10 protein-coding genes are annotated in these 11,769 nt (G+C 71.3%); 2 read left to right on the forward strand and 8 right to left on the reverse strand.

Annotation, left to right across the window (positions count from 1 at the left end):
- The 7 genes from AC07A4_RS17905 to AC07A4_RS17935 all read right to left on the reverse strand — a co-directional run bounded on the left by AC07A4_RS17905 (position 1) and on the right by AC07A4_RS17935 (position 7,648).
- On the reverse strand, positions 1-858 hold the full coding sequence (locus tag AC07A4_RS17905; RefSeq protein WP_478599927.1) for an ABC transporter ATP-binding protein: 858 nt from the start codon (positions 856-858) through the stop codon (positions 1-3).
- Positions 859-909: 51 nt separating this feature from the next.
- Positions 910-1,782 (reverse strand): ABC transporter permease, encoded by an 873-nt coding sequence (locus AC07A4_RS17910; protein WP_478599300.1) that lies wholly within the window; start codon positions 1,780-1,782, stop codon positions 910-912.
- Positions 1,779-3,155 (reverse strand): ABC transporter permease subunit, encoded by a 1,377-nt coding sequence (locus AC07A4_RS17915; protein ID WP_478599302.1) that lies wholly within the window; start codon positions 3,153-3,155, stop codon positions 1,779-1,781. Before AC07A4_RS17915 ends, AC07A4_RS17910 begins: the two co-directional genes overlap by 4 nt.
- Before the next feature lie 40 nt (positions 3,156-3,195).
- Positions 3,196-4,269, reverse strand: a complete 1,074-nt coding sequence (locus AC07A4_RS17920; RefSeq protein WP_478599304.1) for an LLM class flavin-dependent oxidoreductase — start codon at positions 4,267-4,269, stop codon at positions 3,196-3,198.
- A gap of 388 nt (positions 4,270-4,657) precedes the next feature.
- Positions 4,658-5,185, reverse strand: a complete 528-nt coding sequence (locus tag AC07A4_RS17925; protein WP_478599307.1) for a flavin reductase family protein — start codon at positions 5,183-5,185, stop codon at positions 4,658-4,660.
- A 221-nt stretch (positions 5,186-5,406) separates the two neighbouring features.
- Positions 5,407-6,147, reverse strand: a complete 741-nt coding sequence (locus AC07A4_RS17930; protein WP_478599310.1) for a S1 family peptidase — start codon at positions 6,145-6,147, stop codon at positions 5,407-5,409.
- A 100-nt stretch (positions 6,148-6,247) separates the two neighbouring features.
- Positions 6,248-7,648 carry a serine hydrolase domain-containing protein gene (locus tag AC07A4_RS17935; RefSeq protein ID WP_478599313.1) on the reverse strand — a complete coding sequence of 467 codons (1,401 nt, stop codon included), beginning with the start codon at positions 7,646-7,648 and terminating at the stop codon, positions 6,248-6,250.
- A 103-nt stretch (positions 7,649-7,751) separates the two neighbouring features.
- On the opposite strand from AC07A4_RS17935, the gene AC07A4_RS17940 reads away from it, so the two are divergent.
- Complete coding sequence (locus AC07A4_RS17940; RefSeq protein WP_478599315.1) at positions 7,752-8,438, forward strand: TetR/AcrR family transcriptional regulator; 687 nt, start codon at positions 7,752-7,754, stop codon at positions 8,436-8,438.
- Between the two features lie 411 nt (positions 8,439-8,849).
- On the opposite strand, the gene AC07A4_RS17945 is transcribed toward AC07A4_RS17940, so the two are convergent.
- Positions 8,850-10,172, reverse strand: coding sequence for an amidohydrolase/deacetylase family metallohydrolase (locus tag AC07A4_RS17945; RefSeq protein ID WP_478599317.1), 1,323 nt, complete (start codon positions 10,170-10,172; stop codon positions 8,850-8,852).
- A gap of 294 nt (positions 10,173-10,466) precedes the next feature.
- On the opposite strand from AC07A4_RS17945, the gene AC07A4_RS17950 reads away from it, so the two are divergent.
- On the forward strand, positions 10,467-11,705 hold the full coding sequence (locus tag AC07A4_RS17950; protein WP_478599319.1) for a hypothetical protein: 1,239 nt from the start codon (positions 10,467-10,469) through the stop codon (positions 11,703-11,705).
- The last annotated feature ends 64 nt before the right edge of the window (positions 11,706-11,769 follow it).

The following is an 11,769-nucleotide window of genomic DNA, read 5'->3' on the forward strand; positions in this document are numbered from 1 at the left end:
TCAGTTGGGGACGGCTGTCCGACGCGGGGGCCCGGCGGGATCGCCCTCGCCGGGTGCCGCGTCGCTCTCGGCGGCCGTGTCCTGGGCACCGGAGGCCGTCCGGATGTGCCGCGCCACCAGGCTCCGCTGCCGTACGAACTCCGGCAGCGACTTCGTCGTGATCTGGTCGCGTACGTCCGGCAGGTCGACGTCCATCTCGGTGAGGACGCCGCCGGGGGAGCGGCGAAGGACCAGGACGCGGTCCGCGAGGTACACCGACTCGTCGATGTCATGGGTGACGAAGAGGATCGTCATCCCCGCCTCGCGGTGCACGCGCCGGGTCAGGTCCTCCAGGCCCGCCCGGGTCTGCGCGTCGACGGACGCGAACGGCTCGTCCATCAGCAGGACCCGGGGCCGGTAGGCGAGCGCCCGGGCGATCGCCACGCGCTGCTGCATGCCGCCCGAAAGCTGCCACGGATAGCGGTCGGCCTTGTCCGCGAGCCCCACCGAGGCCAGGGCGCGCGCCACCCGCTCGCGCCGCTCGGCGCGGCCGAGGCCCAGCGAGCGCAGCGGGAAGCCGACGTTGCGCCCGACCCGCATCCAGGGGAACAGCGACCGGCTGTAGTCCTGGAAGACGACGGCGAGTCCGTCCGGTACGCCGTCGGCGCGCTGGCCGAGCACCCACGCACCGCCGGAGGTGGCGGGCAGCAGCCCGGCGACACACTTCAGGAGCGTGGTCTTGCCGCAGCCGGACGGGCCGACCACGGAGAGCAGTTCGCCCTCGGCCACGGCGAAGGACACGTCGCGCAGCGCGGTGTGCGCCGCGGCCCCCTTGCCGTACGTCTTGGTGAGGTCCCTGACCTCCACTGCGCTCACGATCGTCCTTTCGTGGTGGGCGTGGTGGGCGTGGTGAACCGGCACGGGTGGGGCTCAGCCGCGCGCCGACAGCTGCCGGTGCCAGCGCAGCACCCGCTTCTCGACCGCCATGAACAGCAGGTTGAGCAGATAGCCGAGGAGGCCGAGCAGCACGATCGCGGCCCACATGTCGAGGATCTCGAAGGTGCGCTGGGCGGTGATGAGGAAGTGTCCGAGCCCGCTGTCGGCGAGCAGCCACTCGGACAGGACCATCAGGATCAAGGAGAGGGACAGGGTGATGCGCAGTCCCGCCGTGGTCTTCGGCAGCGCGGCGGGGATCACGATGCGGAGCAGGCGGGTGCGCACCGGGATGTGGAAGGCGCGGGCCGTGTCCACCTGTACGGGGTCGACGGCGCGTACCCCTTGCATGGTGTTGAGCAGCACCGGCCAGGTGCAGCCGAACGCGATGAGTCCCACGCGCATCACGTCACCGGCGCCGAAGACCAGCAGGAACACCGGGACGATGGCAGGTTTGGGCAGCGAGCGCAGAAAGGTGACGGGCGGGTCGATGTACCCGGCGGCCCGCCGCCACTGCCCGGCCACCAGGCCGAGGACGATGCCCGCCGCGCCGCCGAGCGCCCAGCCGCCGAGGGCGCGCAGCACGCTGGGCCCGGCGTCCCGCCAGAACCGGTCGGTGAGCACGCCGTCGGCGAGCGGCGCGGAGAACCACAGGTCGCGCACGCGCGCGGCGATGTCGGCCGGGGTGGGGTAGTACGGGGAGTGCTCGGTGGCGGCCGCCCACTGCCACAGCAGGACGGCGACGAGGGCGGGCACGACCCGGATCAGGGTGCCGCCCACGAGGGCGCGCAGACGGCGGCCGGGGGTCCGGCGACGCGCGGGTGTCCCTCCGGTGGCGGGGGCGGGCGAGGGGGCGAGGGTCGTCGTCATGACGCCTCACCGGTGCTCCAGGCCGTCACCCGGCGGGAGACCGCGTCGGTGAGGGAGTTGAGCAGGAAGCCCAGGATCCCGGCGACGGTGACGGCGGCGAACACCACGTCCGCGTGGAAGCCCGCGTGGCTGGAGGCGAGGATGACGTGCCCGATGCCGTGCTGGGTGCCTACGGCGATCTCGGCGGCGACCGCGACGGTCAGGCCGGTGGACAGGGCCACGCGCAGGCCGGTGAGGATGAGCGGCAGCGCGCCGGGCAGCACGACGCGCCACCAGGTGGTGAGCGTGCCGACGCGGAAGCTGCGCGCGGTCTCCACGGCCACGCGGTCCGCGCCGCGCACCCCGTACATGGTGTTGAAGAGCAGCGGCCAGGTGGTCACGAACGCCACGAGGGTCGCCTCCATGCGTGCGCCCTGGCCAAGGACGAGCACGAGGAGCGGGATGATCGCGATGCCGGGCACGGACCGCAGTGACTCGATGAGGGGTGTCAGTGCCTTGGTGAGCAGCGCGTACGAGCCGAGCAGCACGCCGACCGGCACGGCCACCGCGCAGGCGATGCCGATGCCGGTGAGCATGGCCCGCAGCGTGTGGCCGACCTCGCCGAGGAACTCCGCGTCGAGAAGCAGGCGCGCCGTCTCCGGCAGGATCACGCTGGACGGCGGCAGGAGCCGACGGTCCATCAGGCCAAGGCGGGCGAAGACCTCGAAGGCGAGCGCGAGCGCGGCGGCCCCCACGAACCCGCGCCACAGCGGCGCGAGCCGCCGCCGCACCGCGATGACGCGCTCGGCCGCCGTGCTCGGGGGCGCGGGCGCGGTGCCCGCCGCGGGCTTCCCGCGTCCGGCGGCGCCCCCACCGCCGCCGGACGCACGGCTCGCCGAGACGCACACCCCGGCGAGCACCCCGGCCGCCACCGACACCCATCCCCACGGCCCGAACTCACCGCGCACACCAGCGAGTTCGTCGAGCGACCAGGCGCCGGGCCCCGCCAGGGCGACACAGCAGGTGCCCGCGAGGAGCACCAGCTCGTACTCGAAGCCGCCCCGCCCGCGTGAAAGACCGTTGCGGACGTGCAGCAGCAGGATGTTCACGAACGTCCCGACGAGGACCGCCGTGGCGAGCGGAGTGAGGGCGCCGAGCGCGAGGAGGACGCCGCCCGACGTCTCCGACACTCCCGCCACCGCCGCCATGACGCGCGGCGGCCGGTAGCCGACGCGCGCGAAGAACGCGGCCGTGCCGTCCAGACCCTCCGCTCCCCACCAGCCGAACAGCTTCTCCGTGCCGTGATACGTGATGATCACGGCCACGGCGAGGCGCAGCGCGAACAGTCCCGCGTCGACGGCGGCCGGGACGTCGATGGCGTATGAGGCTTCCATGGCGGCTCCACGGGGGTGAGGGCGAGCGGACGCGGGCGGCTCAGTGCGGGGCGGTGAACGCGGGCAGCACCTCGTCGAGGAACAGGCGCAGGGAGCGGTCGGAGGCCGCGGCGTCCATGAACCCGTAGTGGAACACCAGCGCCATGTGCCGGATGCCCGCGTCCTGATAGGCGCGCAGCTCCTCGCGCACCGTCGACGGATCCCCGACGACCATGGCGTGGCCGAGGAAGGAGTCCGGGTCCTGCGGGGAGACGCCGACCACGCTCTTGAGGTGTTCGGCGTCGCGCAGGTCCCGGACCGCGCCGAAGCTGCGGCGCTGGCTCTCACCGAGCAGGACCAGGCGGGCACGGGTCTCGCGCTCGGCCTGCTCGCGCGAGTCGGCGACGTACACCTGCTTCTGCACCATGCTCCAGTCCAGACGCTCCTGGACCTCGTCCTCGGACAGCCTGGCCGCGCCCGTACGCAGTGCCTGCTCGTACGTGCGCCAGCGGGCGGCCAGGCGGTCCGGCTTCTCGCGGGCGGTGAACAGGTACCAGCCCTTGGCGCCGGTCCAGCGCGCGCCGTCGTCGCTCTGGGTGGCGCGGGCGAAGGGCGGCGCGGGGCGGTGGAAGGCCGACGGCATGATCCGCGTGTGCAGGGTGCCGTGCTCGAAGGCGGTCTTCCACTCCAGGGGCGGGTCGTCGGGCCGCTTGGCCAGGGCCGCCTCCATGACGTCCAGGTTGTGCGCCAGCTGCGCGTGCCGCTGGGCCGGGTCGCGCCCCAGGCCCGCGTACTCCAGCGGCGAGCCGCCCGCGGCGAAGCCGACGATCAGCTCGCCGCGGGTGAGGACGTCGAGCAGGTTGCACCGCTGGGCCAGGCGCATCGGGTTGTGCAGCGGCGGCACGGCCACCGCGAGGCAGAACTTGACACCCGCGCGCACCTGGGGCGCCAGGTGCGCGGCGAACATGAAGTTGTCGCCGTAGGTGTTGTAGCCGGAGAAGTGGTGCTCGGTGAGGGCGACCCCGGCGAAGCCCGCGTCGGTGGCCTCCACCGCCTGGCGGGCCAGGGTCTCGATGATGCCCACGTCCTCGTGCGGGCCGCGGGTCTGGGCGTTGAGGTAGATCGAGAAGCGCATGCGGGGCTCCCTCGGAGCGGTCGGGCCGCCTGCCCGGCTCGCGCGGCGGTCCTGGCGGGACCTGCCGGTGGTCGAGGAGTGTGCTGAGGCCGGTGGGCGGCGGTCAACGCGGTTGTGGAGTTCGTCACGTGCGGGCCCGCGGGCTGGTGGCGGGGCGGGACGGTGGCCGGGGTGACGACGAGAGCGGGGCGCGATGACGGACGCGCGCGTCTGCGAACAGGCGGCTTGAGCAGGGGAGTTGGAGGTGTGTACGCTGCCGGGCTGCCGGGCTGCCGGGCTGCCGGGCTGCCGGGCTGCCGTCGGCCGTCTCGCGGTGGCTGGCGGCCGCGCGCCCGCGGTCCGCGCGGCGCCCACACCGCCACCGGGCCCTTGCTGGCCCCGGACGCAACTACGGCGAGAACCCCGCGTACCGCCTGCGGTGATACAGCAGCGGTACCGACTCCGGCCGGTGCTCGCCCTCCACGGCCAGGCCGATGACGACGGTGTGGTCGCCGCCGTCCACGGTCCGCAGCACCTCGCAGGACACATACGCGACCGTGCCTTCGGTGAGGACGGGCGTGCCGTTGTGGGCGGGCCGCCAGCCGACCCCGGCGAACTTGTCCGCCTGCTGCGGCGGCTGCCCGGCGAAGCGCCGGGACAGCGCGGCGGCGTCGGCCGCGAGGACGTTCACGCAGAACGCGCCGTGACCGAGGACGGCGGCCAGCGTGCGGGACTCGTGCCCCATGCACACCAGCATCAGCGGGGGTTCACGCGACAGCGAGCACACCGCCCCCGACGTCATGCCCGCCGGAGCCCCCGACACAGCAAGGCTCGTGACGACGCACACGCCCGTGGGCAGCGAGGCCGCGAGCGGCAGGAACAGATCGGGGGCGAGGCCCTGATGAGGGTGGACGGGCTGAGCGGGCACGTACGCCACGAAGGCCTCCAGCCGGGGGAGCGCGGGTGGTGAGCGGATGGCTCACCCTCAGCGTGGCGGGTGCGTTCGCGGGTGACGGCGGCTTGTGGAATACCGCACAAGGGGCCAGCTGGTCCGCACGGCGACCCGGCTGCGCCCCTGCCCCCCCGGGGCTCCGTCGCCGCGCAGGGCGGCGACGTGACCCCGAGGGCAGGGATCTGTTCCGTCGGTGCTATCAGGTGCTATCGGCGGATGACCGAGCGGATCCAGGAGAGCTGCTGGGAGACCTCCCCGGCCTCGGCGCTCTTCTCCCGGTCGGAGCCGTTGAAGACGCCGATGAGCGTCTCGGTGCCGCGCGGGCCGACGGTCATCACCGGGCCTCCGGAGTCGCCCCCGGCGGGAATCCCGGACACCTTCTTCATGCAGAAGTCGGGGCCGCCCGGTGTGGTGGACCTCGCGCACAGGGGGTCGTTGGGCCGGACGACCTTCAGCTTGGACTGCTTGAGGACGGGGGACTGGCAGGAGCTCTCGTCGGTGGTGCAGGTGGCGCCCCACCCGTACTGGCGCACGAGCTGGCCGCGCTTGACGCCGACCGTGGACAGGCGCGCCGTGCGGACCTTCGTCGGCATCGGCGTGACCTTGATGAGCATCATGTCGGCGTGCGCGCTGCCCACACGCTTGCGGGGTATGGGGCGGACCGTCGTGCCCTTGCGCATGTCGAGATGGCCCACCCGGAAGGAGATCCGCTTGTCGGCGACCGGCTGCGCCTGCTCGTAGAAGCAGTGCGAGGCGGTGAGGATCCACTGGCGGGAGACGGCCGTGCCGGTGCACGCCGGTTTGCCGTCCACGAGCATGCGCACCGCCCAGGGACCGTACGTGCTCTTCGACCCGCCGATGACGGCGGAGGCCGGAGCGGACGACATCACCGTACTCGCGACCAGCGCCAGGGCGGTCAGCAGCAGGACACGAACGCGACGAACCATGCGGAACAACTCCTTTCAGAGGGGGTACAGCTGTACGGGTAGTGAGAGACCCCGCTGAGCAAAAGCGTTCCGTATGAGCCTGACAACCTGTCGAGGCCGGTCAGGGCGTGTCGCGCACCCGGCTGAAGAGCCGGCCGCCGATGTCGATGCCCGTGACGGTGCCGTCGGAGTCGCGCGAGAAAAAGCCGCGTTCCCCCTTGAGGCCGCCGTCCAGGACGAGGTACTCGTCGCCGTCGCCGGGGAGGAAGCCGATGGTCGCGGGCGGGTAGCCGGGCGGCATCTCCTCGTCCGAGGCCTCCCGGATCTCCGGCTTGATCTCCACGGCCACGGTGAGGCGGGTGCCGTCGGTGGTGACGTCGACGGTCATGGCGTCGATGTCGTAGCGGCCGGTGACCTGCCGGGCCAGCGACTCGTCGTACGGGACCGGTTCGAGGTCCCTCTCGACGACGCCGAGGTAGTGCTCCAGCGCCCACTTCACCACGGACTGGTTGCAGGTGTAGCCGTCGGGGCCGACGTTCGACAGGGCGACCACCGCGAAGTTCCGCTCCGGCACGATGAGCAGTTCGGCGAACTGCCCGGTGCCCGAGCCGCCGTGCCCGATCCCCTGGACGCCGTCGAAGTCGTGCAGGAACCAGCAGATGCCGAAGCCGTCACCGAGCGAGCTGGAGCGCAGCTCGACCGTCCGCTCCCGCATGCGGTGCAGAGCCCGCGCGGGCAGCACGCCCTCGCCGTCGCCGAGCTGGAACCGCGCCCAGCGCAGCAGGTCGCTCGCCGACGAGGCGAGGCCGCCGCCGGGATTGTCGGCACGGCCGCCCTCCCGGAAGGCCCCCCACGGGCGGGCGGGCCGCAACGCGCCGTCGTCGTCGCGGTTGTAGCCCACCGCGAACTTGCGGACCATCACCTCGGCCAGGCCGTACACGGTGTCCGTGAGGCCCACGGGCTCCAGGACCAGCGAGGCCACGGCCTGCTCGAAGGGCAGGTCCGTGACCTTCTCGATGATCCGCCCGACCAGGTTGTACCCGGCCTGGCTGTACGAGGCGCGGGCGCCGGGCGGCGCGATCAGCGGCAGCGCGTGCAGCTTGGCCACGAGCCCGGCCAGGGAGCGGTCGCCGTGGCCGTCGTCGATGAGGTTCCAGTCAAGCCCCGCGGTGTGGTTGAGCAGGTTCAGGACGGTGATCCGCGCCGCGGCGTCCTCCTCGGCGAGCCTCAGCTCGGGGACGTAGCGGCTCACCGGCGCGTCCAGGTCGACCTTGCCCTCGGCGACCAGGCGCATCAGCGCGGTCGCGGTGAACGTCTTGGACACCGACGCCAGATGGAACAGCGTCTTCTCGTCGACCGGCGTCGGGTCGCTGAGGCTCGTCACGCCGTGCGACGCGAAGACCTCCTGGCCGTCCATCAGGATCCCGACGGACATGCCGGGAACCCCGAACTCCGTGGCCCGCGCCTGGACCGCTTCCGCCAGCTTCTCCTGCGACTGCGACTGCGACTGCGACTGCGGCATCGCTTCCCCTTCACGTTCTTGAACTAAGTGCGAGTGAGCGTAGACCCCGACTCGAACTAAGTGCAAGACCCCGCGTGAACTAAGTTCAAGTAGGGTGGTGACCATGCCGCGAGACACGCTTACCGCAGACCGGATCGTCCGTGCGGCCATCGAGCTGCTGGACGAAGAGGGCCTGGACGGCCTGAACATGCGCAGCCTTGCCAAACGGCTCGGCTCGGCCGCCACCGCCGTCTACTGGCACATCAAGACCAAGGACGAACTCGTCCGGCTCGCCAGCGACATGATCTGGCTCGAGGTCGAGCAGCCCGACCTCGACGCCATGGACTGGCGCGCGGCCGCCACCGCCCAGGCCACCGGCATGCACGCGATGCTCACCCGGCACCCCTGGCTCGGCCAGGCGTTCGGCAGCCATCTCATGTACGGCCCGGGCAAGGCGCGCTGCGACGACCTCAGCCTCGGCGTCTACGAGAAGGCGGGCTTCGCCCCCGCCGACGCGGACCGGGCCGCCGCCACGGTGTTCATCTTCGTCCTCGGCAGCGCGCTCGGGCCCGCCGCGGAGGTCTCCCTGAAGCGCCGCCTCGGCAAGAACGGTGCGGACGCCGAGCAGTTGATGACCGACGCCGTGACCCGGGCCGCCGAGGCCGCCACCCCCTACCCACGGCTGCGCGCACGCCTCGGCACGCTCTCCGCCGAGCAGTACGCCGCCGCGCCCGACGACAGCTTCGCGTTCGGCCTGCGGGCCATCCTCGACGGCTTCGAGTCCCGGCTAGCCTGTGCGGCTGACCGGTGAGCGGCCCTGGGCACGCGCTGCGCGGGGGTGGCGGAGCGGGGCAAGGAGTCCCGCAAAGCGGCCAGTCTGGGTCGGCCGGTGGCTCTGACGTCTGCTTCCGCCTGTAGGTAGGCGTGCCTGGTGGTGTCGTGGACGTGGACTGGCTGGTGTGCGCGGCGAACATACCGAAGCCGGATGCCTGGTACTGGGCGAGCTTGCGGGGGTTCGCAGCGAGACGGTCCTTGCTCGTACACGCTGGACTCGGCACGGCCCCCGTCAACTCGACGGCCCGCCACGGGAGAAGGCGCGAACGCGGCGTCGTCGACGCGCGGCCCCACGCACCCAGCCGCTCGCCGCCAGGCACCGCGTCGTTGCGGTGTCCGGCGACGAGCGGCGCGAGCTGGAACCGCTCAGCGTTCCTTCGCTAGCTGCTCAGTGGTGTTCCGGCGTCCCGCCGGTCGGCTTCGCGGTCGGGGTCCACTTCTTGGCCGCCTTGCCGTTGAGGTCCCAGACCACCTCGCCGCCGCGGACGGTGAGCTCCGTGTTCAGCTTCTGGGTGCCGTCGAGGCGGAAGCCGAAGCTGTCCACGTACCCGAACGTGCCGGTCTGCTTGGCGAAGACCGCGATGTCGGCGGGCGCGCCCACCGAGAGGTTCCCCAGGTCGGGTCGCTTGATCGACTGTGCGGGCTTCCAGGTCGAGGCGTTGATGACGTCCTTCAGCGGCATGCCGAGGGCGAGGAACTTCGACATCAGGTTGGACATGTCCTTCATGCCCGAGTTCATGCTGGTGATGTGCAGGTCGGTGGAGATGGCGTCGGGGGTGAAGCCCTCCTTCAGCGCCGGTACCGCGACGCGCCAGCCGAAGCTGCCGCCGCCGTGGCCGACGTCGTAGAGGACGCCGCGGTCGCGTCCTTGCTGCATCGCCGGGTTGAGCTTGCCGTCCGCGCCCAGCTCGCCGCGGTTTCCGGAGTAGGCGTGTGAGTAGATGTCACCGGGGCGCAGCTTCTCGGTGAGCAGCGTCTTGAGGGGGCGTTCGGGGCGGGGCTCGCCGAAGTCGACCAGCACCGGGATGTTGGCGTCCTTGCCTGCCTGGATGGAGTTGTCGACCGGCGTCCATTCCGGTCCCTCGTAGTGCGCTGTCTTGATGCCGACGATCGTGTCCGGATTCTGGCGGGCCTTCTCGGCGGCCGGGCCCGGCTTCATGTCGCTGAGGTCCTGCTCCGCCGGGTTGCCCGCCATTCCCTTGCCGACGATGTTGAGGAAGGCGAGCACGCGGGTCTTGGAGCGGTCGATGGTGTTCTTCTTGAAGAGGTCGAAGTTGGCGGCTCCCGCGGATCCGGCGTCCACCGCGGTGGTGACGCCGGAGCGGAAGGTGAACCCGTCGGGCGCGACGCCGTTCTTGCCGTTCGCGTAGGCGTTCTCCGGACCGGAGAACAGGTGCGCGTGCAGGTCGATCAGGCCTGGCGTGACGTACTCGCCCTCCGCGTCGACGGTCTGCTTCGTGGCCGAAGTGTCAATGTTCGCCGCGACCTTGGCTATTTTTCCGTCCTTCACGGCGACGTCGCGCACGTCATCGATGCCGTTCTTGGGATCGATGACGTGGCCGCGCCGGATGACGAGGTCGTACGCCTCCGCGGCGCCGGTGTTCGTTCCAGCGGGTGCCCCGGTGGAGGGGGTGGCGCCCAGTGTGGCGCCGAGGACCAGGGCGAGCCCTGTGGGCAGGAGGAATCGGTGGAGCCGGTCTCTTGTGGGCATGCGGGTTCCCATTTCAGACGACGGCAGTGCGGTCTAGACAACTTGTGTCCGGTGGGGCGCTTTTCAATCATTGGGGCGGCCACGTATTTCTTGGATCACGCTGAAGAGCGATCAGATCAGGCCATGTTGCAACGGATCCGTGCGAGTTCGACCCGCCGGGGCGTAAGGGGCGGCTGCGTCGGCATCCGGCCATGAGCATGACGGATTCCGTGGTGTCGCTGGGGTGGAAGTTTCCGCAGGCTTGCCTGATCGGCGAGGCCTTCGTGGCCGTAGCCATCGACAGCAGGAGGGGCCATGCGATTCAGACAGGTGCATCCCGTACTCAGCCGCCTTACCACCGGCACCGCCGCGCTCGCGCTCGTCGCGACCTCGGCGCTGGTCAGCGTGACGACCCTCGCGAGCCCCGCGGCCGCGGCGGCGGACCCGAAGGCGGGTGAGGCGTGTACGTCCGCTGACCTGGGCAAGCGGTACCCGTTCATCAAGAGCGTCAAGGCCGAGCCGACCATCACGCACTTCAAGGGCTACTTCGTCACGGCGGGCTCCACGGGCAGCCAGTCGGTCAAGCTCAGCACGCAGACGCAGGTCACGGTCGAGGTCGGCACGTCCACCACCATCACCACCGGGTTCGCCTTCAAGGTGCTGGTGAAAGCCGAGACCGCGGTGAACCGGACCGTCAAGAAGACGACCGCCACCACCAGCTCCGAGGAACAGACCATCACCTGGAACTTCACGCAGCCCGGCTACTACGGCCTGTACCAGGGCACGCGCAAGGTCACCGGCGAGTACGCCAGCCTGAACTGTGACCGGGTCGACCGCGGTGACGGCACGTACGCCACTCAGTGGACGGAGCGCCCCGGCGGGCAGTACACGACCTTCTCCACGATCGAGGAGGGCGCGATCCGCTGCGAGGACCAGGTGCCCGCCGGGACCATCATGAAGAAGGCTCAGGAGATCCTCGGCTGCGACGGCGCGGCGGCGAAGAAGCGCGCCACCGAGGCTCCCGCACCGGGCAAGGCGCACAAGGGCCAGGGCAAGGGTCCGGAGGCGTCCGTGAACAGCGAGCGCGGGGCCCAAGGGGCGCCCCCCGGATTCACCTGCCTGCCGGGCAAGTACCGCATCGGAACCCCGGACAGCAAGCTGTTCTGGGTGACGTACGGCGCTGGTGACTACTTCCGGCTGCGGCCCGGGCCGCGCCTGCCCGAAGGCGGCACGTGGAGCATGTGCGAAGGACCGCAGAGCAACGGCAAGACCGAGTACGCCCTGGTCAACAGCTACAAGGGCCGATGCGCCACGATGACGGACCACAGCGAAGCCGAAGGCGCGATGTTCCGCATGGACCCCTGCCGCACCGTCGATGACTACCAGCGCTTCTACCTCTACCGCGACGTCCCCGGCAGCGACCTGATCGGCCTCCAGCTCAAGGCCAACGGATACATGGTCGGGCAGGAACGCGTGGTGGACGACACGGCCATGCGCCAGTACAGCGAAGGCAAGACCGACGGCACGGGAACGTACGTGCTGCAAAAGATCTGACCCGCCGCCAGGTACGGGCCACAGGCGACACCCCTCGTTCACACGCTGCCCCGCCGCGCTCAGG

It is taken from the genome of Streptomyces sp. NPDC043996, from assembly GCF_056435225.1.

What these genes read in the sequence shown, in the direction of transcription:
- AC07A4_RS17910 (WP_478599300.1), bottom strand. Translation starts at nt 1,782, where the DNA reads ATGACGACGACCCTCGCCCCCTCGCCCGCCCCCGCCACCGGAGGGACA.
- AC07A4_RS17915 (WP_478599302.1), bottom strand. Translation starts at nt 3,155, where the DNA reads ATGGAAGCCTCATACGCCATCGACGTCCCGGCCGCCGTCGACGCGGGA.
- AC07A4_RS17920 (WP_478599304.1), bottom strand. Translation starts at nt 4,269, where the DNA reads ATGCGCTTCTCGATCTACCTCAACGCCCAGACCCGCGGCCCGCACGAG.
- AC07A4_RS17930 (WP_478599310.1), bottom strand. Translation starts at nt 6,147, where the DNA reads ATGGTTCGTCGCGTTCGTGTCCTGCTGCTGACCGCCCTGGCGCTGGTC.
- AC07A4_RS17935 (WP_478599313.1), bottom strand. Translation starts at nt 7,648, where the DNA reads ATGCCGCAGTCGCAGTCGCAGTCGCAGTCGCAGGAGAAGCTGGCGGAA.
- AC07A4_RS17940 (WP_478599315.1), top strand. Translation starts at nt 7,752, where the DNA reads ATGCCGCGAGACACGCTTACCGCAGACCGGATCGTCCGTGCGGCCATC.
- AC07A4_RS17945 (WP_478599317.1), bottom strand. Translation starts at nt 10,172, where the DNA reads ATGCCCACAAGAGACCGGCTCCACCGATTCCTCCTGCCCACAGGGCTC.
- AC07A4_RS17950 (WP_478599319.1), top strand. Translation starts at nt 10,467, where the DNA reads ATGCGATTCAGACAGGTGCATCCCGTACTCAGCCGCCTTACCACCGGC.